Source organism: Falsochrobactrum ovis (assembly GCF_003259955.1).
Lineage (GTDB): Bacteria > Pseudomonadota > Alphaproteobacteria > Rhizobiales > Rhizobiaceae > Brucella > Brucella ovis_A.
Genome location: NZ_QLMK01000002.1, coordinates 66,269 through 90,038, shown reverse-complemented (window position 1 = coordinate 90,038; position 23,770 = coordinate 66,269). Strand labels below are relative to the sequence as shown.

Below are 23,770 nucleotides of genomic sequence, written 5' to 3'. Positions count from 1 at the left end.
TAGCTGCGCTTATTTTCTAATGCCTTTGATTGCCCCTCTTTTTGAGGGGCATTTTTTTTCGAACGCATTATTGCAATGTTTTAATTTGATAATTTGTTCCAAAATTCTCTTTAAAAGGAGAGATATTGTGTCTAAATTGATTAGTACTTCCATATTATGCTCAACCCTGATGCTTATTTTCGCTGCTGATTCTCATGCAGGCTGGAAAGATGAGCTCAAAAAAGCCGGTAAAAAGGTTGAACAAGTCGGCCGCGCCGTGCGTGACCCTCAAGGCAAAGATGCGCAAAAGGTTTTGCATTCCGACGCAAGAAATTTGTTGCATAATCCCGGAAACGAAATGAACAAATTTTGCGGTTCAGCTACGAATAAAATCGGCGGAGCGCTAGAAAATTTAGCGCATCGAATCACCGTCAATCTAGAGGATTGCACCGTTAATCCGGCAACAACTTCAACGGGACCACAATAAAACTGTTCAAGATCTTGGTATCACAGATATCATATTGCCCATCTTGTATTGGACAAATTTGTCGCATATAGTTGAATAATCGATTTTTCGGTCGAGTGACTTTGCGACCCGTACGGCGTGCCGTGCTTCCTGACGATCTCCTGTCCATAAATTCGATTCACAGGGACGTATGCGATGCATGCGGACTACACGCCTACTAACGTTACAAAGGAATTTCCCATGGCTACGGGAACAGTTAAGTGGTTCAACACGACCAAGGGCTTCGGCTTCATTCAGCCTGATCAGGGCGGCGCGGACGTTTTCGTTCATATCTCCGCTGTTCAGCGCGCAGGTCTGGCCACGCTCGACGAAGGTCAAAAGGTTTCATACGAAATCGTCCAGGACCGTCGTTCGGGACGCTCGTCTGCAGACAATCTGGTCGCAGCTTAACCTCTGCTTGAACGCTTATCTCAAACGACATGTTTGAGTAAGCATTGACGGCAAGACAATCGCGATAATATCGCGTGATCAAGAGAATAAAAGGCGGGAGAAAATCTCGCCTTTGTTATATTTAATGGACTACATTCACTCACCCTGCGGCTGCTTGCCCACACTTCGTGCATGATCCATTCAACGTTTATGCGGGAAAAAACTGAAATAATATTTTCAGTCAGCTAACAACCGTCGCGATTGCTAGCAGTTTCCCGATTCTAGCTGGAAACAAGTTTTAGCAGCTCGGGCTTTCACCAATCACACTGCAATGAAGGCAGTTCATCCATCGCTTTGCGCAGGAATGTGTTCGGTTCGGTGGTGAAATTTGACTATTTTAGCACACAGATACATCGAAAAACGAAATTTGTTGCGGATTCGCAAAGCATCTGTTGCGATTCGTGCGCCGATAAGACATAGGAAGTTCGCAAGACCGGCCCATGCCCGGCGCCGGTTATCTGATCCTGCCATTCATGGAGAACGATCATGGCATTTCTCGCCGACGCCCTTTCACGTGTTAAGCCCTCTGCGACTATCGCTGTTAGTCAGAAAGCACGAGAACTGAAAGCCAAAGGCAAGGACGTGATTGGTCTGGGTGCAGGGGAACCCGATTTCGACACGCCAGAAAATATAAAGCAGGCGGCGATTGACGCGATCAATCGCGGTGAAACCAAGTACACGCCGGTTGCTGGTATTCCCGAACTCCGTCAGGCCATTGTAGCCAAGTATAAACGCGAAAACGGCCTTGATTATAAGCCGGAACAGGTCATCGTCGGAACTGGCGGCAAGCAAATCCTTTTCAACGCATTCATGGCAACGCTAAATCCGGGTGACGAAGTCATCGTTCCTGCTCCCTACTGGGTTAGCTATCCCGAAATGGTCGCGATTAACGGTGGCACCCCCGTTTTCGTCAACACGAAGATTGAGAACAATTTCAAGCTCACCGCAGAGGATCTGGAAAAGGCAATCACGCCAAAGACCAAGTGGTTTATCTTCAATTCGCCATCGAACCCGTCCGGCGCTGCCTATACGGAAGCCGAACTGCGTGCGCTCACCGATGTGCTCGTTCGTCATCCCCATGTATGGATCTTGACCGACGACATGTATGAACACCTGGTCTATGGTGATTTTGTTTTCACCACACCCGCTCAGATCGAACCCTCACTCTATGACCGCACCCTGACTATGAATGGTGTGTCCAAGGCTTATGCAATGACCGGCTGGCGTATTGGCTATGCAGCAGGGCCTTTGCAGCTTATCAAAGCCATGGATATGGTTCAGGGTCAGCAGACCTCGGGCGCATGCTCTATCGCCCAATGGGCAGCGGTTGAAGCACTGAATGGTCCGCAGGATTTCATTTCTACTAACAAAGCGATCTTCCAAGGCCGCCGTGATCTGGTAGTTTCAATGCTCAATCAGGCAACCGGCATTAATTGCCCCACCCCCGAAGGCGCATTCTATGTCTACCCATCCTGCGCAGGGGTAATCGGTAAAAAAACCGAGGATGGCAAAGTGATTGAAACCGACGAGGATTTCGTCACAGCACTTCTCGAAGCCGAAGGCGTAGCCGTGGTTCACGGATCAGCATTTGGTCTTGGGCCAAACTTCCGCATTTCTTACGCAACATCCGAGGAACTACTGGAAGAAGCTTGTAAGCGTATCCAGCGCTTCTGCGCCAGCCTGCGTTAATCGCTCAAGTAATCCGATATTAAGAAGGGGCCGCGAGGCCCTTTTTATTCAACAAGCAGATAAATAAACTAAAAAAAAGCCAGACGAATGTCTGGCTTGAGTTTTGAAGGTGCCTTGAGGCAAACCTCCAGAGGGGAACACTCAGCTCGCGCAAATGGGAGGAGGAAACGTAGAGCTGAGATGACTTATATATGCGCCTTGGTTTCGAATTTTGCAATGAGTCTTTAACGCAATGCAGCTATGCATTTTACACATGGCTATTTTGGATGGCTATTATGCTTAATTTTCAAATAGTTAAGCCCATCTCAAATTGCTCGAACCATTACATTCTTCTCTAACCTCGCAGCCCCCGGCCCCGGTAACCCTCTTAGGACGTGTTAATTGAAGCCCTGTTCATTGATGCGCGCGCACGAATCATAACAACTAAGCAGTCGCTATCCGCGCTATTAAAATGTCCAGTTGCGAGCCTTTGAAAACAAGAAATCGCGGAAAGCATGAAGCTTAGCCGAGTTTTTCAATGCCTCTGGGTAGCAGAAAAACGTATCAAAGGATGGTATTTCTTCTAAACCCGGCAAAAGTTTCACCAATCCGGCATCATTCTCTGCCATATAATCCGGCAAAACCGCGATTCCGACACCGCGCAACACAGCGCGACGTATAGAGAGAAGATTATTCACCTGAAGCACCGGAATTCGGCTCCCCTCTTCCGGGTTGCCGGCAATCTCCAGCCAATTAAGCCCTGTTAAATAATTCGGCGCTGATTCGCCGAAAGTTATGATCCGATGCTGATCAATTTCGTCTATAGAGTTGAGTTTCCCATATTTGGAAACATAGCTCGCCGCTGCATAAACATGCATATGGACAGTAAATAATCGGCGCTGGATGAGATCAGGCTGCTGGGGCTGACGCAATCTGATCGCACAATCCGCATGGCGCATTGTCAGATCCAACTCTTCATTATCGAGAATGAGCTGAAGCTGAATGTCAGGATATAGGTCAACAAATTCTTGAATTCTCTCGACCAGCCAACCCGATCCAAGACCCACAGTTGTGGTCACCCTCAAACGCCCAGTCGGCTTTTCCCGACTTTCAGAGAGTTTCGAACGGACATTTTCAAGCTTCATCAGCACATCATGTGCTGTACGATAAAGTATCTCGCCCTGTTCTGTCAGAATGAGGCCACGTGCGTGGCGATGAAATAACGGAACGCCCACATCCTGCTCAAGCGCACTTACCTGTCGAGAGATTGCCGACTGTGAAAGGCGCAGTGTTTGCGCAGCATGGGTGAAAGACCCTGCCTCAGCAGCGGCATGAAATATGCGCAATTTATCCCAGTCTAGCGGTGCTGCCACGTTATTCTCCCAAATTACTCCGCAGCTTGAACGAGCGGCTCCTGCGCGGCCAACCAGCGCTCGGCTTCAAGCGCTGCCATGCACCCCATACCGGCGGCTGTAACAGCCTGGCGGTAAATATCATCAGTCACATCACCGGCCGCAAAAATTCCTGGCACGTCCGTGGCTGTCGAATCCGGCGCGGTCCACAGATAACCATTTGGCTTCTGCTTCAGCTTGCCTTCAAACAATGAGACTGCTGGCGCGTGACCAATGGCGATAAAGACGCCATGGGTTTCAAGTTCGCGCATCTCTCCACTTACGACGTCTTTTAACCTTACGCCCGTAACCGTTGCCCCCATCGGCGGCTGCGCCTCTGTACCGAGGATCTCATCAATCACATGGTTCCAGATAACATTCACATTCTCACGTGCGAGAAGGCGATCCTGAAGAATTTTTTCGGCCCGAAAGCCCGTACGGCGATGAACAACCGTGACGCTCTTTGCGATATGTGACAAATAAAGCGCTTCTTCGACAGCGGTATTGCCGCCGCCCACAACGACAACATCCTTGCCGCGATAGAAAAAACCATCACAGGTGGCGCATGCAGACACACCGCCTCCCATAAAAGTCTGCTCACTCTCAAGGCCAAGCCATTTGGCCTGAGCGCCTGTAGCAATGATCAGCGCATCACAAGTATAGACGGTACCGGAATCACCAATGAGCCGGAAAGGACGTTGGGTCGTCTCCACCTCAGTGATAATGTCATGGACAATTTCGGCACCAACATTTTCCGCCTGTTTGGCCATCTGATCCATCATCCATGGCCCCTGCACTGCCTCTGCATAACCTGGATAATTTTCGACATCCGTCGTGATCATCAATTGGCCGCCCTGCTGCAACCCGGCAATAATAATCGGCTTGAGCATGGCGCGTGCTGCATAAATTGCCGCTGTATACCCAGCCGGCCCAGAACCGATAACTATGACTGGCGCGTGACGTGATGACATGGGGGATTGCCTTTCCGGTCCTGAAATCAAAGGCGGGAACTGATAGCTTTTCGAAAACGTTGCCGCCCCCTACTCTGCTTTGCCCGTTATCATTAAGGTTAGGTGTGCTACCGCTATTTTGCAAGGTTTGACAGTCCTCTAGACGGCTTTAAACACAGCTTGTCTGCTTGCACTATGTCAACTATAAAAGCCTCATTGCAGACAGAGAGCGGTAGACAGAGCCGTCCGAATAGAGCCAAGACAATAAACATGCCGTACTAATGTCGGAGCCGTTGTCATTTATCACACAATCGCCAATATCTGCGCCCGTTTTGGCCTCTTCATGGCGGCGGCCATGCTTTTACCAGTTATTATCGACTTACGAGATGGAAGCGATGATTGGCTGATTTTTCTGCGTTCTTCCGCCGCAACGGGTGCCTTGTCTCTTTTGGTTTTTATTGCAACGCAAAACAATTCTGCGCGCTTTACACCACGCTTGGGTTTTTTACTCACCGTATCGCTATGGTTGACGGCATGTCTGCTTGGATCGATACCGCTTTATTTCTCACATCTACCAATTAGCTATCCAGCCGCCTTTTTTGAATCAATGTCAGGCGTCACTTCTACAGGCGCCACGGTTCTGGTCGGCCTTGACGATATGCAACGCGGGATTCTCCTGTGGCGCTCTCTGCTGTGCTGGATCGGAGGCATAGGCTTCATCGGCTTGGCATTATTAATGCTGCCCTCACTTCGGGCCGGTGGTCTGGCGCTTTTTCATATGGAGAGCTCGGACAAATCCGAAAAAATTCTCCCACGCATGAATCAGATCGCCCTTGGCATTGTCAGCGCTTACCTCACGCTAACTGCCGCCTGCATGATCACATATTTCACCGCAGGAATGAGCGTTTTCGATGCCGTGAACCATGGTCTTTCAACAGTAGCAACAGCGGGTTTTTCAACCCATGATGACTCATTTGGGTATTATGAAAACAACTCAATAATATTGATTTCTACCACCATTTTCATGGCGCTTTCTTCGCTGCCATTTGCCCTTTATATTAAAGTTTTTCTTCCGCGCAGACTTAGCGTCTTTTCTGATCCACAGATGAAATTATTTCTCACTTTGGTCGTGGGTTTCAGCTTTTTGCTTGCTGTTTTGCTGCGGAGCAATTTTAACATGCCGTTTGGCGATGCGCTTATTTCCGCTTCATTCCATTTCGTATCAATAATATCCACAACCGGATATGCCACAGAAGATTATTCGCTTTGGGGCCCGCCTGCTGTCGGAATATTCTTTCTTGCGTCATTTCTCGGAGGCTGCGCCGGTTCCACTTCCGGCGGCATCAAGATGAACCGGCTGATTATTCTGTGCAGCCTTACTCGCTCCAGTCTGCTCCGTCTTATTGTTCCCCATGCAGTGAGCAAGATTAAATACGGTTCTTCCGAGGTTTCGGGTGAAATTGCGCAAAGTGTTCTGCTTTATCTATTTCTCTATATAGCCTCGCTCATAATTGGCTCGGTATTTTTGGCTTCTTTCGGCCTCGATTTCGTGTCTGCCTTTACAGGCGCGCTCAGCGCTCTTTCCAATGTCGGGCCGGGTTTGGGTGACACGATCGGCCCTGCGGGCAATTTCTCCACCCTTGATGATTCCGCGCTCTGGGTGCTGGCATTTTTAATGCTTGCAGGCCGGCTGGAGCTCGTAACTGTATTTATCCTGTTTACACGTGTTTTCTGGGTACGTTGATTGTAGAAGAGCAGTTTACATTGCTGTGATTCATTTGTTATGAGCAAGGTAAGATTGCGCTATCTAAGCGTTGAATGTTTTATAATTACCGAGGAAAGTAATTTCCTTGCGCGGAGTTTTAAATGCCAATAAAGGCAGATCTGGATGAAATTGACTGGAAAATCCTCCGGGAACTCCAGAATAACGGGCGCATTACAAACGTCGAATTAGCGGAGCGGGTCGGTATCTCAGCCCCCCCTTGTTTACGGCGCGTGCGCAAGCTTGAAGAAAGCGGTGTTATTCGCGGCTATCGCGCAATATTGAATGGCACCACGCTTGGCCAAGATCTTGTGGCATTTTGCTCAGTAGGGCTTCACCGACAGGCGGATGCCGATCTCAAGGCTTTTGCTGAAAAAACCAAACAATGGCCCCTCGTCCGTCGAGCTTGGATGGTTTCGGGCGAATCCGATTTCCTTCTGCATTGTGTCTCGCGTGATCTCAACACGTTCCAGACTTTCGTAATTGAGGAATTAACGGCGACACCCAATGTTGATTCCGTGCGCACCGCACTAACGATTCGGCCAGTTAAAGACGAACCATTAATGATTTTGTAAACGCTAATTTCCCGAAAATAGCCGCTCGTAAACTGCACTGATTGCGGCGGCTTCTTTTTCCAGCGGAAAAACCTTACGGACATGATGCAGCGCATTTTCACCCTGCCGCTCTGCCATTGCGGGTTCCGCGAGGTAAGGTTTGATCGCCTCGCATAATGCCTTCCCGTCCCCCGCGGATACAACACGACCAGTCCCCTCGACAATCATTTCCGCATATGCACCCGCGTCACTTGCCACAACAGCAGTCTGCGATGCCATTGCTTCTAAAGGCGTAAGTCCAAAACCCTCATTTCGCGAAGGTGCGACGTAAAGGGTTAATCGACGATACCAAACTCGCACGTCAGGAACTTCGCCCAAGATAAGAATGCGGTGTTCCAAACCAGCTTCCTTGATCCGCTTTTTTAAATCATCAGCGAATGCTTGATGCTCAGCGGTCGCACGTCCGGTAATAATCGCTGTCCAATCGGGATAATGCGGCAGAAGCGCGATCATGGCGTCTACGAATAAATCCGTTCCCTTTGATGGGCGCACGCGACCAAAACAGCCAATCAAATATTTACCGGGTATTTTGGCGGCAGCAATTTCATCATCCGGACCCTTGGGCGGATGAAAACGCGCCAAATCGACCCCATGCATGATCACGTCATGCGGCACTTCCAGAAAACTCCCAGAGCGCTCGCTCGTCGCAATCACGCCATCCATTCGGCGAATCAGCCATTTGGTAAAAGACTTGTGATGGCGCTGTGCCGCCGATGTAAAAACCAGGCGCAGTTTCATGCGCAATATATCGCGCATAAAAACACCCGCTAGCATTTCAATATTGCGACGCGCATGCCAGATACGGAATCGGCGTCCCTGCGGCGCTTTCCACAGAAACAACAGCGAGCCCCACCCCAGCCGGGGAAGGCTCTCGGGCAATCCCGGCCCGAGAGTTGCTATCTTAATTCCGTTCGCGCATTGCAAAGGAATGAGCTGGACGATCGTCGAGGTAACGCCAGAAAGGCGGCGCTTGAAATTTGGCGCGATGACCTCGACGTTTTGAATGGAAGCTTTCACTGCAAATCAGATATATTTGAGCGACATGATTTCATAAGAACGTGATCCACCGGGTGCATTAACCTCAATGGTTTCTCCCTCACCTTTTCCGATAAGTGCACGGGCAATCGGCGAAGAGATCGAGATCCGGCCCTGTTTCACATCGGCTTCCTGATCTCCTACGATCTGATAAACCTTTTCCTCTTCCGTGTCCTCATCAATCAGGGTTACGGTTGCACCGAACTTGACCTTGTCACCGGTAAGCTTCGAAACATCGATAACCTCAGCTCGCGCCACCAAGTCTTCCAGCTCGTTGATCCGTCCTTCGTTAAGGCTCTGCGCTTCCTTGGCTGCATGATACTCGGCATTTTCCGAGAGGTCTCCATGCGCCCGCGCTTCAGCGATCGCCTCAATGATCCGGGGACGTTCGGATTGCTGGCGCCAGCGAAGTTCTTCCTTGAGCTTGTCAAAACCGCCCGGTGTCATAGGGAACTTTTCCATACTCAATAAATTCCTTTCCATTGCCTGCTGCGCGCGTTCTTTTAGGAAAATACGCGGCGACATTTAGTTTCCCGCCCTATCTCACGCCTTTGCTGGGCACGAGACAACCCGCCGAAGGATGCAATTTTCTTCGGTTTACAAAAAGAAAACGGTCACCGAACACGTGTTTCGGCACCGTTCAAATCGTTCAGTTCAAATATAGCACTTTCTTAAGTCATTTCACGAGGAAAAAATACTTTCCCTAATTTGCATTAAAATCAAGTAGTTAGGACGATTGGGCTTGCCGAGCTGGCGTGATAACGCCCATAGGTTCCGACATCAAAGACGCGAGAACTTCACCGAGGCCTGATGACACGCATATACGCTAATTTGCTTATAGCCATGTTTGCGGTCGAGATCGGCCTAATCTTCTGGTGTCGCAAGACATTCCGAACCTTTTCTGGCCCAGCAGTTTAGACTTCATGCCTTAAAAATAAGGGCTGCTCCACCCGCGATCAGCGCAAATCCGAGCAGATGGTTCCAACCGAGCGCTTCTTTTAAGTAAAAGACCGAGAACAGGCTGAACACCACCAACGTGATCACTTCCTGCATCGTTTTTAATTGGGCTGCAGAGTAAACCTCATGTCCAATGCGGTTTGCCGGTACAGCCATGAAATATTCAATGAGTGCTATTCCCCAACTTGCGAATATGACCGTCAAAAGCGGAGTGTGCGGGAACTTCAAATGCCCATACCAGGCAAAAGTCATGAAAATATTCGATCCAATCAAAAGCAATATCGGAAGGATACTTGGCGACAACAATGCAGACATGGAATGATCTTTAAGGCGCGAATGATAATGGGGCGGCCGGCCCAATGCCGCAGTAATCTGTTAGCAAAAACCAACAGTAATTTCGCGTATATTCTGTATCGAGGTTTATCGCCTCTTTTAAACGCGCACCCTGCTCTTATCTTCCCGGACTATGGACCGCCAACGAATAGGCCGACTATTTCATTTGAACTTGCAATTATGCCGAACCGCACCTGCAACTAGACGCGGTTCTTATTCGATGGTTTCGTGCTGATAATCTATTCCGCAGGAAGTGGGGTCGGTTTACCGTTTTCGTCAAGCGCTACCATGATAAACTCGCCATGGGTGACCAATTCCTTCTGCTGAGTGAGATAGCGTTGTGCCCATGCCTCCACTTTCAGCGTAATGGAAGTCCGGCCAACCTTTATAATATCGGTATAAACACAAAGCGTGTCGCCAATTTTAACCGGCCGCGCAAAAGACATTTCGCGCACCGCAGCTGTTACGACCCGACCCTTTGCCCGTTCGGCAGCGCGGATACCGCACGCTGAATCCATCTGCGCCATTACCCAGCCACCGAAAATATCGAATGCTGCATTAGCATCCTGGGGCATGGCTGGCACACGAAGTGTCAGCATTCCCTGCGGATTTGCGTCTTCGCTCATAATTAAATTCCTATTTGATTTTTGAATCGGCGCGAATATGCGTCAGCTTTTGGTATATTTCCAGCGCTTTCCGATCAATTTGTCTCACCGCCCTTTTCATTTACATGGCGAAAATCCATATTGGTATTATGGCTTCTTCAAAAGATAAATATACCACAGATTCGAATAATCAGGCTGGCGGCTTCGGCGAAGCTCCGCAAGCTGAGTTTTCAGGTGCGCCGCTTTCCGGCTCGATTGCGGATTGGGCAAAAGAGATTAGCACCCAAGCATCAGAAACCCCCAAAAAGGGGAAACTGGCTAAGTCGCTGAAAAGCCCAAAAAAGGCTTCCACCCGCAGTGGCACATCCTCGAAAAGCGCGCGCGGCACATCGCTTGGTGGTGCCGCCACAGCGAAAGAGCGGGCTGCATCTGGTCTCAATCCCGTTGCAGGTCTGGATATCAGTCTTGAAGAGGCAACCCAGCTCAACCCGACTGGTGCGACTGCAACCGTAAAAGCGCTTTCCGAACTTATCGAATCCGGCAATCCGCTTTTCAAGAATGGCAAATTGTGGACGCCTCACCGTCCCGCCCGGCCAGATAAATCTGAAGGCGGTCGTCGCTTTGAGATGGTCTCGGACTTTGAGCCCGCGGGCGACCAGCCGACGGCGATTAAATCTCTGGTATCGGGACTTGACGAAGGCGAACGCACCCAAGTCCTACTCGGCGTTACCGGGTCTGGTAAGACATTTACCATGGCCAAGGTCATCCAAGAGACCCAGCGCCCGGCACTCATTTTAGCACCCAATAAGACTCTTGCAGCACAGCTTTATGGGGAATTTCGCAACTTTTTCCCCAATAATGCGGTGGAATATTTTGTTTCCTATTATGATTATTACCAGCCGGAAGCCTATGTGGCGCGATCCGACACCTATATCGAGAAAGAATCGACGGTAAACGAACAGATCGACCGTATGCGTCACTCCGCAACCCGTGCCTTGCTGGAGCGCGACGATGTTATCATCGTGGCGTCCGTATCCTGCATCTACGGTATTGGCTCGGTCGAAACCTATACCGCCATGACCTTCGAAATGAAAATCGGAGACCGGCTAGACCAGCGCCAGCTTCTCGCCGATCTGGTCGCCCAGCAATATAAGCGGCAAGACATCAATTTCGTTCGCGGCTCTTTCCGGGTACGTGGCGACACGATCGAAATTTTCCCCGCCCACTTAGAAGATCGTGCCTGGCGGATCTCACTTTTTGGCGACGAAATTGAGACTATTACCGAATTCGATCCCCTAACTGGTCAAAAAACCGGTGAACTTCAATCGGTAAAAATTTACGCAAATTCCCACTACGTAACGCCGCGCCCGACCCTCAATCAGGCAATAAAATCTATTCAGGAAGAATTAGAGCAACGCCTTATTGAACTCACGCGAGCTGGCCGTTTATTAGAAGCTCAGCGCTTGGAGCAACGGACCAATTTTGATCTTGAAATGCTGCAAGCTGCAGGCGTCTGCAATGGTATCGAAAATTATTCCCGTTATCTTACAGGTCGCCAACCCGGTGAGCCACCGCCAACCCTATTTGAATATATACCCGACAATGCCTTGGTTTTCCTGGATGAAAGTCATGTGACTGTACCCCAGATCGGCGGTATGTATCGGGGAGACTTCCGCCGAAAAGCCACCCTCGCGGAATATGGTTTCCGTCTTCCTTCTTGTATGGACAACCGGCCCCTTCGTTTTGAAGAATGGGACGCCATGCGTCCGCAAACCATTGCTGTCTCGGCTACGCCTGGCAAATGGGAATTGGAAGAAGCCGGTGGTGTGTTTGCCGAACAAGTCATCCGCCCAACAGGCCTGATAGATCCGCCTGTGGAAGTACGCCCTGCGAAGAACCAAGTCGATGATGTTCTCGGCGAAATCCGTGAAACGGCCCGCAAAGGTTATCGCACACTTTGCACGGTTTTGACCAAGCGCATGGCGGAAGACTTGACCGAATATTTGCACGAACAAGGCGTGCGGGTGCGCTATATGCACTCTGATATTGATACGCTTGAACGTATCGAAATCATTCGCGATTTGCGGCTAGGTGCATTTGATGTTCTGATTGGCATCAATCTATTACGCGAAGGTCTTGATATACCCGAATGTGGATTTGTGGCAATTCTGGATGCGGATAAAGAGGGCTTTCTACGGTCCGAAACCTCCCTTGTCCAGACCATCGGACGCGCAGCGCGGAATGTTGACGGCAAGGTCATTCTTTACGCCGATACGATAACCGGTTCCATGCAACGCGCGATGCAAGAGACCTGCCGTCGCCGCGAAAAGCAGGAAGCTTACAATAAAGAACATGGTATTACCCCTGCCTCTGTGAAAAAGAATATTTCGGATATTCTCGACTCCGTCTATGAACGCGATCACGTTCGCGCCGACATTTCAGGCTTCGCTGAAGAAGGCGCTATGATGGGTAATAATCTCGCCTCGCATCTCGAACATCTGGAAAAGCAGATGCGTGACGCAGCCGCTGATCTTGATTTTGAAAAAGCTGCTCGCCTTCGTGATGAGATCAAGCGCCTACGAGAAACCGAACTCGCCATTGCTGACGACCCATTAGCACGTGAAATCGAGGCGGAATTTTCTGGTTCAAACCGTGGAGCAGGAAGCGGAAAACAAAACCGAAAATCACTATTCCAAAAGCCTTCCCTCGATAATATGGGCCCCGGAACAGATATGGCTAAGCCCTTGTTTCGTAAGAACACGCTGGATGAAATGACCGTCAAACGCACAGAAGTCCCAGCGGGGGATAGTGATCCTGCAATTCGTCGTGAGCGCCCCGGATTAGGTTCCTATGAAGGCCCTTCTTCTGCACGCAAAGCGCGTAGACCTGGGAAAACCGGTCGACCAGGCCGTTAACTCTCCTCAATGTTTAATCACATTTCCGCTCACCCCCCGGGCGAGCTGGATTGGTTAACAGCATGACGATACCTGTCCAATCATATAATTCTCTACGATCTTCGAGGCATCTCGATCTTGGGGACTTATGGGGCTACGAAATATGCAAGACAGTAATAATTCGGATTTCAATAAATCTGCTTGGCAAAATGTCAGCAATATACGCCTGCAACTTTGGCGAGAAGCAAACACCAAACCCTCAGACATTATTTACGCCAATGGCTTGCATCAAGTGCTTGTAATCGCAATTCTTGACTTAACGGACAACAATGGAAATCCATTGCCCGACGATAAATGTCCTCCTGTTCAAAACATCAAGGCTGGTTGCAGACCGATAAATTATGTTAACGGCGATCCGCTGGGCGACAAAGGATCAGTGGGCTGGTCTTATGAGGATACGAAAAATGCTTTTTCATCACCTATTGTCGAAAATTCGCCTTCACTCGTCGATACAAAACCCGATTATATTTCAAACGGTTGCGCATACTTACATTATTATATTCAAACGACTTCCGCATCTTCTGAGATTCAAATTGGATTTGAAGTAGAAATTCGAGACGATCAAGGCATCCCTCAAAAAAGAATTAAATCTAGTCTCAATGGCGAATTTAAAGCAAAAGTTGATATTAAAAGTATCGGCCAAATAACCTTCCAACCCGATGATTTTGAATGGTTTGGCGCTCAAAAGTACCATGGAGGGGACGAAAATGATACTATCACTCCCGGACCTATGTCCGATAACAATGCGTGGCGTGAGTATGAGTACAGTATTTCTTTAACGGAAAAAAAATTTTCTAAAGAATCAAACCATATTTACCGAGCCTGCATTACAAACTTAGAAAATTACACTGACTATTCTTTTGGAACCATTTTCAGCGGATTTTATACATTCAAAGGTTATTTTTGGCCATTTAATATTTTTAAAGAACAGGAAATTACAAAATGGGACGCACAACCCATTTTTCCTACGGCTAAACAGACATTCACGATGGATATATCCGGTGCACCAAAAAGAACCTCCGATATTACCTATATATCTGGCAGATTTAGCATAAGTTTATTATGCGCATTTGGTGCAGAATATTGGTTTGGATATATTCATAACACTCTTTCTATCTTAATATATGAGCAATACGGAAACAGAGGCTACATAAACATAGATCCTAAACTGCTTCCTGATAAATATATTCCAAGCTCGAAAGACAATGGTTTACAATCTCTCTCATACTTCAGCAAAGGAGAAATTACGGAGCCAACAAAAAGCATTGCTAGAAAGTATGTATTTATAAAAAATGTAAATAAGGAATATCCTGAACGAGCCTGCGCATACCAATACAAGCCAGACAGTATTATGATTTGGCCTGAAAAGAACTGTTCCAATGTCGAATTATTTAATTTAGCTTTTAATATAATTATTAATGACAACTCCATATCTGGAGTAGATTATATAAATATGAGTTTTTTCTCTGATTTAGATAGTAATTTATACATCGATGAAAGGGGGTATGTCTGCTCCAGCAAAGGAAAGCCTGGTGATAAGTTCAAAGTTGCACCAAATTGGATTACCGGAAGCACGTGTATTTCAACCAACAGTTATAATTCATACTTGGCTTTGATTTTTGATGCGGAAGGTCATTATTATGACGAGATCCAGTTTATTGACAAATATTATTTTAATCCGTCTACTTGGCCTATACACAAACCGGAACCAATCAGTTTTGCAGGATTTGATTGGGAGTTAATACCCACAGATGACATTCCATACGAACCATAGCGGTTCAACTTCCAAGAAGCATATGGAACGGTAACGGCGGCATAGTATTAGTCCGCTATCGGCAGTCAGTTTATATAAATCAGTTTCTTGGCAAGAAACCGTAGCAACTATTCATATAGCCATTCCTGTTGTGTAACTCGCTTTACATACAAAACGGCAAAAGCATAGCTCGACTCGTTTCTTTATACTGGATAATTGATTTCCATATAAAACTACGAGAAACTACCAGCTGTTTTTAGCTTGGGAGCTCGGTTTGAAGCTATTATGTAGTTTAAGTAGGACATTTTACCGTTTTGTACCTGTCTTAGCACTACTGCTACTTAGAACATGCTTTGCCTCAGATGCACTTGCTGAAAGCTCGCCTGCGGCCCAATCGGCCATTAATAACGAAAACGCGCCGCCACCTACCAGTCGTGAAATATGCAAGCTAATCGAAACAAGCGCGGATGCCCACTCCATTCCAAAGGATTTCTTTGCAAGGCTCATCTGGAAAGAAAGCCATTTTAATCCTCATGCTGTCAGTCCAGTCGGCGCCCAAGGCATTGCTCAATTCATGCCCTATACGGCAAAAGAACGCGGGCTTGCTGACCCTTTCGATATAAAACAGGCGATACCAGCCTCTGCACATTTCTTGAGCGATTTAAGACGCGATTTCGGCAATTGGGGACTGGCCGCTGCCGCCTATAATGCCGGACCTGGCCGCGTTTCTCGTTGGAAGCGATCCGGCGGGTTCCTTCCTTTGGAAACCGAAAATTATGTTTTGGACATCACCGGGCTACCTGCGGATAGTTTTGCGTCTGGGGCTGAGATCACAAACAGACCGCTTGATCCCAAACTTCCATTTATGCAAGCCTGCGAGCTTCTGCCTGTCATCCGCAAAGCGACAATCCCTATGGCGCGTATCAAGCCAAAACCGTGGGGAATCCAGGTCGCTGGCAATTTTCGGCGCAATGTAGCGGTCAACCAATGGCAACGATTACGCAAGCAGTTTCCTTCGGTATTGGCGACGCACAATCCCGTCATCAGCCGGGTTCGTTCACCGATAGCACGCCGCGGCATCTATGCGGTGCGCATCGGCGCGGATAATCGAAAAGAAGCGGATCAAATTTGCGGGAAGCTTCGTGCCGCCGGCGGCTCATGCATCGTTCTGCGTAACCGTTAATTCTAACTCAGCACCCTGATCAACATAGTAATATAGATCGCAGTGTTGCTATAATTTAGAAAAATTAAGCCGATAATCCGGGATATTATTGAAAATATTTTTGTTATTTTCTAGCAAATTTAGATATTTACCTGTGAGATGAAGAATTTGCTTGCCAAATTTCGTATCATAGATCAGTCTTTTGATGTCCGGGCGTTTTGCGAACAAATGGAAGACTGAAAGAACGGCGAGCCGGAGCCGCTAGAAGTTCCGGGTTAGAGTGCAAACTCTGGCAATGATCGGTTCCTTCCCCAATGTCGAGAACTGCCTGCATGACCCTCTGCCGGGTGTGTGGTGCGTTCGGCAGAAGTTGTAATTCCGCTGTTCTCACAAAGACAGTGGCGCCAAGGAAAAGGAACGATCCCATGGCACAGACCGGACAGGTCAAATTCTTCAACTCTGAAAAAGGTTTTGGCTTTATCAAACCTGATGATGGTGGTGCGGACATCTTCGTCCATATTTCTGCCGTCCAGGCTTCTGGCTTGGCAGGATTAGCTGATAATCAAAAAGTGTCCTACGAGACGGAACCGGACCGTCGCGGTAAAGGTCCAAAAGCTGTAAATATCACCATTACGGAATAATTGCTTAATCGAACGCTTTTCGACCCCGGCTCCGGCCGGGGTTTTTCATTTTACGCTAGGCCGAACCATTCAGCCTATATTCATCGGGAAAGTTTAACCTACTGTTCATAATTTACGCCAGTTTTGATGCGTGGATATTCGCTTCTAAGGAGCTTACATGAACAGATTTTTAAAAATGACTATTTTAGCTGCCGCCGGTTTTTCGGCAATTGCCACACCTATAACCAGTGCTTCTGCCGATTCTTGGGCTCGCCACGGTGGCAGATGGCATCCCTCCCACCACCGCCATAATCGGACGGGTGATGCTATTGCAGCAGGCATTTTAGGCCTCGCCGCAGGTGCGGTTGTAGGCAGTATAATGAGCCAACCGCAACCGGTTTACGCTCAGCCAGTGCCGACTTATTCACCTCCGCCACCAGTCTATTACCCAGCCCCACCAGCCTATGCACCAACCTATCGAGGATATGAACCTTGGAGCCGGGGTTGGTATAATTACTGTTCTGAACGCTACCGGTCTTTTAATCCGAATACCGGAACCTACCGGGGTTATGACGGACAAGACCACTTTTGCACTGCAAATTAATATTGAAAGCCGCTTTCACAGCGGCTTTTAAATCAACTCAGTCCGAGCCTATGAGGAAAGGATTGCTTCGCCTTTCCTCACCAAAACGCCCGCCCGGCCCGTGACCGCAAATAAAACCAACATCATCACCAAGAGGCAGCAGCTTATCTTTGATGGACCGGATCAGCGCTGAATGATCTCCGCCCGGCAAATCCGTGCGGCCGACAGACCCGTTAAATAAAACATCACCTACAATTGCAAGTCGCACATCTTTGTTAAAGAAGACAACGTGCCCAGGGGCATGACCCGGACAATGGAAAACCTCAAATTTGTGCTCACCAAAACTGATCGTTTCGCCTTCAACAAGCCAGCGATCCGGCGTCACATTACGTACGCCTTCGGTTAACCCATATTTCAGGCCCGTCGTCGCTAGATTATCAAGCAAAAATTTATCATCTCGGTGAGGACCAATAATGTCCACCCCGAGTTCTTCTTTAAGATCCATTGCCCCCGCGGCATGATCAATATGGCCGTGGGTAATCCAGATCGCTTCCACATCGACATTCTGTGATGCTATTGCTTCCTTGATCCGCGCGACATCACCGCCGGGATCAACGACTACCCCTTTTTTGGTTTCTGTATCGAAGAGGATGGTACAATTTTGCTGAAATGGGGTAACCGGAACGATGATGGCCTGTAACTGTCCCATAAAATACTCCATTGATTCAGCCGCTGTCCGTAGCAGCGAGACGCGAGAAACATTGTCTCTCTCTCACACAAAGCAAAGTATTCAGCAAGACAGCAATGGCAAAAATAAACGGGCAACACAGTGCCGCCCGTTTCATGTGCTATTAACCTAGCTTGTTCAAAGTCTCACTGGCGCCAGAAATGCTCAGGCTTTGCTTGCCATAGAGTTTTTAATTAAACCGACGACTGCGGTCAGGATGACACCGCCCACGCCTCCGCCAGCCAGATTGCCAACGACACCATTCAAAACTGAATCCAATCCACCGCTAGCAATCAGCGGCAGAATTTGCCCGAGAATGACGCCACCAATACCACCGGCAACAGTATTGCCAGTCGTTCCAAGATTAATATTTTTCGCTGCGCCAGCAATATTGCCGCCAACGGCCCCTGCTACAAGCTGGAGAATGATAGGTATTAAAGATTCCATAATCGTCGCCCCATCGTTAGACCGGAAAATCACCATTCCGGCACGAAAGAGTTGAGCTGAAATGACGCAATGTCAAACATTAAGCTGAAAACTAGTTAAAAAGCGGAGTTAAAACTACTATTTTTTGTTTAAAAGCAAGTAATTATTGATTTTTCATCGAGGCAGAACTTCCCCATTTTAGTCATCGATGGGCATGGGACGCCGACTTAAGACCAAAAACGATAACTTTTAATCATAAAATCAGCATTATTTTAGCGCCACTGCATGCCCCTCGTTTCAACTCGACCTAGTACAAAAACTTCTGCGCAAACTCATCGATTTTGACTAGTAAAACCAGCTATCTAAGCTCGCTCCAGCTCATTTCTCCGAAATAAAGAAAATAAAGCTCGCCTTCGCGCTCTGTCCGCCCTATGGAACCTGACGACTATCAGTCAAATAACTCATATTTTAAAGCGCTGATTTTTCCTCCCAAATAGTTTCCGATCCCAAGTAAATTCCAACCTATCAAAAAATATTCATGATGATTGAGTTAAGTCAACAATGCTGACATATTTGAATAAACCGGATGGAGCTTGGATGTGAATTCGACGAACGACATGAATTATATTAGCAGACCATTGACCTCTTTGGAGGCATCAAACCTCGACGTCATTGAACTGCTGTTTTTTTCTTATCGCGATTTCACCGCTGATCCAGATTTAATCCTTGAAAAGCTCGGATTTGGTCGTGCTCATCACCGCGTACTTTATTTTATAAACCGTAAGCCAGGCATGACCGTCGCTGAATTATTGGAAGTCCTGCGTATTACCAAGCAGAGCTTGTCACGCGTTCTTAAGCAATTGATTGATAAGGGGCACGTAGTACAGGCAACCGGGCTGCATGACCGACGCCATCGAAAACTTTATCCAACCAAAACTGGCCGGGAGCTTGCCTTAGCCCTTGCCTTGCCACAGTCCCATCGTATCGAACGCGCATTGGACGGTTTTTCCGCTAGTGACCGCGACCTTCTCGAACGTTTTCTTTACAATATGGTCAATCCAGAACGCCGCCGCCAAATCGATGATTTTGCAGCCACAGAAAATCAAGAATCTAAACCCCGCGAGAATGCTGCGAAGCAAATCTCTCAATAGACGTGGTTGCATTCACTGGCTAAGATAATTCAAGAACAGCATAAGCTGTGTCGTAAACAGGAACAGAAATGGGATCGATCGTCGCCATGGCTGTAGAAGAAAACGTTCTTTCGGATGACGCACCTCACCTCTTGGTCGTTGATGACGACACACGTATCCGCAGCCTTCTTTCACAATATCTCTCCACTAGCGGGTTCCGGGTTACTATGGCAGCAAATGCCGCTGAAGCCCGACGCAAGCTTGAAGGCATAGATTTCGATCTTCTGATCCTCGACGTTATGATGCCGGGTGAAACTGGCGTTGCTCTGACAAAATCATTGCGCGAACATAAGAATGTGCCGATTCTCATGCTGACGGCGCTTTCTGAGACCGATAGTCGAATTGATGGTCTTGCCGCTGGTGCAGATGATTATCTGCCCAAGCCTTTCGACCCACGCGAACTCATATTGCGCATCAATAATATCTTACGTCGTGGAGCGTCGCCATCCCCGCTCAAAATCGAACAGATTGTGTTCGGGCCTTATACTTTTTTCATTCCGCGTCGGGAGCTTAAAAAAGGCGCAGAACCCATCAAGCTTACCGAGCGCGAACAAGACATAATGGTGATATTTGCCGAACGCGCTGGAGAAACAATTCCACGCCACGAACTCACCGGTCAGGATGGCGAGGTTGGCGAGCGAACGATCGACGTGCAGATCAATCGGCTTCGTCGCAAGATCGAACAGGACCCGGCAAACCCCGTATGGCTGCAAACCGTTCGCGGAATAGGTTACAAATTGAGTATTGAATAATACCATAATCCGGAGCCTTCCCCATTTCAGGACACGGCACACTGATCATCGAGAAAGTTAGAAATCCGCACCGCAATGCGGGAATGGTTTCGCGGCGCTCTATGATTCTCGCCAGTGATGCGCCTACTATCGGCGCTCAAGGGCTTGGAGTATCCTGACACAATGAAATCGCTCTGGAGACAGATCACGCGCTGGTTTGCGCGCCGAATGCCAAAGGGCCTTTATGCGCGTTCATTGATCATTATCATCGCGCCAATGGTCCTGCTCCAATCGGTGATAGCCTATGTGTTCATGGAGCGTCATTGGCAGATGGTAACGGAGCGTCTCTCCACCGCGGTGGTGCGTGATATCTCCGGTATAATTGATATTCTCGAGACTTACCCGCAGGAACCCGGGTATGACAATCTTATCCGTATTGCGCAGCAGCGGCTTGGGCTAAATATTTCTATCTTGCCCCCTGATCCCCTGCCCCCACCAGGCCCAAAACCATTTTTTGCCATTCTTGATTATTTTCTTAGCGAAGAAATTACCCGACAGATCAACCGTCCGTTTTGGGTTGATACGGTCGGCGATTCAGACCTGATTGAAATACGCATCAATCTTGGCGATAAAGTCTTGCGAGTTTTTGCCCGGCGCAGTCAGGCTTATGCATCCAATACGGGCATTTTCCTAACCTGGATGATTGGTACCGCACTCGTGCTCCTAATCATCGCCATTGCGTTTTTACGCAATCAAATAAAGCCCATCCAACAACTTGCCGAAGCAGCCGAGAGTTTCGGCAAAGGCCGTCCGATGCCTGAAGGTTTTAGACCTCATGGTGCCGAAGAGGTGCGCCGCGCCGGCATTGCCTTTGTGCAAATGCGCTCGCGTATTGAAAGACAAATCGAACAGCGCACCGCGATGCTTTCTGGCGTTAGCCACGATCTGCGAACGATCCTTACCCGGTTTAAGCTGCAATTGGCATTAGCTGGACAGGCAATCGACGTCGAACCGCTTAATCAGGACATCGCCGATATGCAAACCATGTTGGAAGGCTATCTCGCCTTCGCACGTGGAGAAGGATCTGAAGAAACATGCCAGTATGACATTGTGACTCTATGTGAAAAACTTGAAAATGAAGCGTTTTTGAAAGAGCGAGGCTTCACTTATAAGCTGGAAGGCGATCGCGAAGTTTATGTGCGCCCCAACTCTTTTTCCCGCCTCGTCAGCAATTTGGTTTCCAATTCTTTCCGTCACGCGCAGAATGTCGAACTATCCATTGTTCATGGCGATGGATGGCTAACCATTATCGTTGACGATGACGGCCCTGGAATTCCCGAAGATCGACGTGAAGATGCTTTCAAGCCCTTTGTCAGACTGGATGAAGCACGCACTCAAGACGCAGGCGGCACGGGCGGATTAGGCTTGGCAATCGCGCGTGACATTGCCCGAACTCATGGCGGTGATATTACCCTTGATAAGGCGCCGATAGGCGGGCTGCGTGCGGTCATTCGCATCCCAGCCTGAGATCTGGCGTATATCCATAGGCGTGCCGCCAAACGCCAAAACCAATGCGCCAAATCTATAAGAAAAGCCTACTCGCAGCTACTCGGTCACAGCATGATATCTGCGAGTGCGGGCGAATAAACACGTCAAACAACGCGTCGGCCTGCTCCCGCTTAAAGCAAAGTGCCTTGCCTAAAACAATTTTCCACCATTTGGCACCGACTTATCGGAAATGAACGGGCCAATTTGCCGTGGCGGGAAATTTACGACCGCCAGCACTTGTTTGCCTACGAGTTCTTCCGGCTTATAATGTTTGGTAATCTGCGCTGAAGATTTTTTTATCCCGATCTTTTCGCCAAAATCGATCTTCAATTTATAGGCTGGCTTTCGCGCTTGAGGAAATGACTCTGCTTCAACAATTGTCCCTGTGCGAATATCAACTTTTTCGAAATCATCCCAGCTGATCAGTTCTTTTTCACTCATTTCCCCCCTCCAACCCTAAAAAACTCAGGCTCGACCAACGGTTTCAAACACCACGCTTTCGAGCGATTTTTGCGCAGTAGCGCCCGACCAAACGACAAATTGGAACGCTTGAAAATAGTTCTCACAAGCTTCAAGCGCAGCAGAAAGCAACACTTCGACCTGCCGGCTTGTGGGTTCAGCCCCACCGGCGAGAAGCAGCGATTGCCTGTACATTATCGCACCCTCTTGCTGCCAAAGGTCGAAATGCCCCATCAGCAATTTTTCATTGATGAGAGAAAGCAAACGCATGACTTCATTGACCCGAGGCTCTGCCACTTTGATGTCGAAAGCGCAGGCGAGATGCAATGCCTCGAAATCTTCCATCCAAGAAAACGAGATGTGGTAATCCGTCCAGTGTCCCGCCACTGATATGGCGATTTCATCGTCGCCAGTCCGCTCGAACGTCCAGTCGTTTGAATTCGCGACGTGTTCGATAACATCCACAGGATGCGCTTCACGGGCAAATTCAAGCTCAAGAAGACTCATGTCCGTTTCCTGTTCTAGGAAGTGTTCGGAAACACCCCCAAATAATTTCCAGCGCAGGGCTTCCCTGCACCCCGTCCGTCATCCTCACGCGACAACGCGGAAATGAGGCACGAATTGATCGGCTGAGGAACTTCGGCATACCCGAAGGCATGCAAGCACCCCATTGGCACACGCACATACGCAACTGATACTGAAAAGCGACGCGAAAGACGCGAGACCTAAAAGGTCTCCTATCGCCGCCTACCTGACCCTGTTACGAATCATGTAGTGTTTTCAGTCTATTGATGCTGAATCTGAACGCTAGCCCTTTTATGAAAACGGGCATTAAAGGGTGTGGAAATATGAAACGGTTGGGCTGCCACCCCTGCCTTAAGCGATTCTAAGACAAGGGTTTTTGCCGCTTGCAGCCTGTTAATAAAAAATTATGATTTTCCTTTGGATTTTGCATCAGAATCAGCTTTTTCGTCCTGATGAGCGCCTGAATGAGCTTCCAAAGTCGCAATTCGCGCTTCGAGTGCTTCGATTTTTGCGACCAATTCGCTGTTTTCCGCACGTGCTTTGATGGCCAATTCGCGCACTGCTTCGAAGTCTTCGCGTTGCACTACATCAAGCGTATTGAGCACACGCTCCCCTTGCGAGCGCAGCGCGGTTTCCATTTCACGCCTCACACCTTGCGCTGCTCCGGCAGCATCCGTCACAAGCTTGGCGAGCTCGTCGAGTACCCGATTTGATCCGCTGGTCATGGCTTTCTTCCTTGTTAAAAACCTCTTTTGGAAATAGGGCTGTACCCGTTCCGTTGCAAGCTCGACTATGCAAAACTGAAAAACAGATGCGTTCTCACTGCTTTACGATTTGTTTTCG

Annotated in this window: 24 protein-coding genes; 13 read left to right on the top strand and 11 right to left on the bottom strand. The window is 48.5% G+C overall.

Annotated elements, in window-relative coordinates; all coding sequences use genetic code 11:
• The first annotated feature begins 19 nt into the window (after positions 1-19).
• The 3 genes from C7374_RS04070 to C7374_RS04060 all read left to right on the top strand — a co-directional run bounded on the left by C7374_RS04070 (position 20) and on the right by C7374_RS04060 (position 2,623).
• Positions 20-466, top strand: coding sequence for a hypothetical protein (locus tag C7374_RS04070; RefSeq protein ID WP_146612707.1), 447 nt, complete (start codon positions 20-22; stop codon positions 464-466).
• A gap of 219 nt (positions 467-685) precedes the next feature.
• Positions 686-895, top strand: coding sequence for a cold-shock protein (locus C7374_RS04065; protein ID WP_109707345.1), 210 nt, complete (start codon positions 686-688; stop codon positions 893-895).
• 525 nt (positions 896-1,420) lie between these two features.
• Positions 1,421-2,623 carry a pyridoxal phosphate-dependent aminotransferase gene (locus C7374_RS04060; protein WP_111574345.1) on the top strand — a complete coding sequence of 401 codons (1,203 nt, stop codon included), beginning with the start codon at positions 1,421-1,423 and terminating at the stop codon, positions 2,621-2,623.
• A 446-nt stretch (positions 2,624-3,069) separates the two neighbouring features.
• Here the strand turns inward: C7374_RS04060 and C7374_RS04055 are convergent, their stop codons facing one another.
• Positions 3,070-3,975, bottom strand: coding sequence for a LysR family transcriptional regulator (locus C7374_RS04055; protein WP_111574344.1), 906 nt, complete (start codon positions 3,973-3,975; stop codon positions 3,070-3,072).
• A gap of 14 nt (positions 3,976-3,989) precedes the next feature.
• The gene (gene trxB / locus C7374_RS04050; protein ID WP_111574343.1) at positions 3,990-4,964 is read right to left on the bottom strand and encodes a thioredoxin-disulfide reductase; all 975 of its coding nucleotides are present in this window, start codon (positions 4,962-4,964) and stop codon (positions 3,990-3,992) included.
• 322 nt (positions 4,965-5,286) lie between these two features.
• On the opposite strand from trxB, the gene C7374_RS04045 reads away from it, so the two are divergent.
• Together C7374_RS04045 and C7374_RS04040 are read left to right on the top strand one after the other, a co-directional pair.
• On the top strand, positions 5,287-6,687 hold the full coding sequence (locus C7374_RS04045) for a TrkH family potassium uptake protein (protein WP_111574342.1): 1,401 nt from the start codon (positions 5,287-5,289) through the stop codon (positions 6,685-6,687).
• A 122-nt stretch (positions 6,688-6,809) separates the two neighbouring features.
• Positions 6,810-7,280 (top strand): Lrp/AsnC family transcriptional regulator, encoded by a 471-nt coding sequence (locus tag C7374_RS04040; RefSeq protein ID WP_111574341.1) that lies wholly within the window; start codon positions 6,810-6,812, stop codon positions 7,278-7,280.
• A 3-nt stretch (positions 7,281-7,283) separates the two neighbouring features.
• Here the strand turns inward: C7374_RS04040 and C7374_RS04035 are convergent, their stop codons facing one another.
• The 4 genes from C7374_RS04035 to C7374_RS04020 form a co-directional block, all read right to left on the bottom strand.
• The gene (locus tag C7374_RS04035) at positions 7,284-8,324 is read right to left on the bottom strand and encodes a glycosyltransferase family 4 protein (protein WP_374850186.1); all 1,041 of its coding nucleotides are present in this window, start codon (positions 8,322-8,324) and stop codon (positions 7,284-7,286) included.
• A gap of 18 nt (positions 8,325-8,342) precedes the next feature.
• Complete coding sequence (gene greA / locus C7374_RS04030) at positions 8,343-8,816, bottom strand: transcription elongation factor GreA (RefSeq protein WP_111574633.1); 474 nt, start codon at positions 8,814-8,816, stop codon at positions 8,343-8,345.
• A gap of 459 nt (positions 8,817-9,275) precedes the next feature.
• On the bottom strand, positions 9,276-9,626 hold the full coding sequence (locus C7374_RS04025; protein WP_111574339.1) for a DMT family protein: 351 nt from the start codon (positions 9,624-9,626) through the stop codon (positions 9,276-9,278).
• Positions 9,627-9,883: 257 nt separating this feature from the next.
• Positions 9,884-10,270: an acyl-CoA thioesterase gene (locus tag C7374_RS04020; protein WP_111574338.1), complete on the bottom strand. Its 387-nt coding sequence runs from the start codon at positions 10,268-10,270 to the stop codon at positions 9,884-9,886.
• Positions 10,271-10,398: 128 nt separating this feature from the next.
• Between C7374_RS04020 and uvrB the strand changes: the two genes are divergently transcribed.
• The 5 genes from uvrB to C7374_RS03995 all read left to right on the top strand — a co-directional run bounded on the left by uvrB (position 10,399) and on the right by C7374_RS03995 (position 17,342).
• Positions 10,399-13,164 (top strand): excinuclease ABC subunit UvrB, encoded by a 2,766-nt coding sequence (gene uvrB, locus C7374_RS04015; RefSeq protein WP_111574632.1) that lies wholly within the window; start codon positions 10,399-10,401, stop codon positions 13,162-13,164.
• A 142-nt stretch (positions 13,165-13,306) separates the two neighbouring features.
• Complete coding sequence (locus C7374_RS04010) at positions 13,307-14,977, top strand: hypothetical protein (RefSeq protein ID WP_111574337.1); 1,671 nt, start codon at positions 13,307-13,309, stop codon at positions 14,975-14,977.
• A 313-nt stretch (positions 14,978-15,290) separates the two neighbouring features.
• The gene (locus tag C7374_RS04005) at positions 15,291-16,139 is read left to right on the top strand and encodes a transglycosylase SLT domain-containing protein (protein ID WP_111574631.1); all 849 of its coding nucleotides are present in this window, start codon (positions 15,291-15,293) and stop codon (positions 16,137-16,139) included.
• A 404-nt stretch (positions 16,140-16,543) separates the two neighbouring features.
• Complete coding sequence (locus C7374_RS04000) at positions 16,544-16,759, top strand: cold-shock protein (RefSeq protein ID WP_111574336.1); 216 nt, start codon at positions 16,544-16,546, stop codon at positions 16,757-16,759.
• A gap of 157 nt (positions 16,760-16,916) precedes the next feature.
• Positions 16,917-17,342, top strand: coding sequence for a BA14K family protein (locus tag C7374_RS03995; protein ID WP_111574335.1), 426 nt, complete (start codon positions 16,917-16,919; stop codon positions 17,340-17,342).
• A gap of 37 nt (positions 17,343-17,379) precedes the next feature.
• Here the strand turns inward: C7374_RS03995 and C7374_RS03990 are convergent, their stop codons facing one another.
• On the bottom strand, positions 17,380-18,030 hold the full coding sequence (locus C7374_RS03990) for an MBL fold metallo-hydrolase (RefSeq protein ID WP_111574334.1): 651 nt from the start codon (positions 18,028-18,030) through the stop codon (positions 17,380-17,382).
• 183 nt (positions 18,031-18,213) lie between these two features.
• Positions 18,214-18,495, bottom strand: a complete 282-nt coding sequence (locus C7374_RS03985) for a hypothetical protein (RefSeq protein WP_111574333.1) — start codon at positions 18,493-18,495, stop codon at positions 18,214-18,216.
• A 578-nt stretch (positions 18,496-19,073) separates the two neighbouring features.
• Between C7374_RS03985 and C7374_RS03980 the strand changes: the two genes are divergently transcribed.
• The 3 genes from C7374_RS03980 (at position 19,074) to C7374_RS03970 (ending at position 21,922) form a co-directional block, all read left to right on the top strand.
• A complete protein-coding gene (locus tag C7374_RS03980) occupies positions 19,074-19,625 on the top strand; it encodes a MarR family winged helix-turn-helix transcriptional regulator (RefSeq protein WP_111574332.1) in 552 nt (183 codons plus the stop codon).
• Positions 19,626-19,693: 68 nt separating this feature from the next.
• Positions 19,694-20,416, top strand: a complete 723-nt coding sequence (locus tag C7374_RS03975) for a response regulator (protein ID WP_111574331.1) — start codon at positions 19,694-19,696, stop codon at positions 20,414-20,416.
• Between the two features lie 162 nt (positions 20,417-20,578).
• A complete protein-coding gene (locus C7374_RS03970) occupies positions 20,579-21,922 on the top strand; it encodes an ATP-binding protein (RefSeq protein ID WP_111574330.1) in 1,344 nt (447 codons plus the stop codon).
• Between the two features lie 171 nt (positions 21,923-22,093).
• On the opposite strand, the gene C7374_RS03965 is transcribed toward C7374_RS03970, so the two are convergent.
• The 3 genes from C7374_RS03965 to C7374_RS03955 all read right to left on the bottom strand — a co-directional run bounded on the left by C7374_RS03965 (position 22,094) and on the right by C7374_RS03955 (position 23,652).
• Entirely contained in the window at positions 22,094-22,384 is a 291-nt protein-coding gene (locus C7374_RS03965; protein WP_111574329.1) for a tRNA-binding protein, read from the bottom strand.
• 24 nt (positions 22,385-22,408) lie between these two features.
• Positions 22,409-22,909 carry a type III secretion system chaperone family protein gene (locus C7374_RS03960; RefSeq protein ID WP_111574328.1) on the bottom strand — a complete coding sequence of 167 codons (501 nt, stop codon included), beginning with the start codon at positions 22,907-22,909 and terminating at the stop codon, positions 22,409-22,411.
• Positions 22,910-23,331: 422 nt separating this feature from the next.
• Positions 23,332-23,652 (bottom strand): accessory factor UbiK family protein, encoded by a 321-nt coding sequence (locus C7374_RS03955; RefSeq protein WP_245412575.1) that lies wholly within the window; start codon positions 23,650-23,652, stop codon positions 23,332-23,334.
• Between the last annotated feature and the right edge of the window lie 118 nt (positions 23,653-23,770).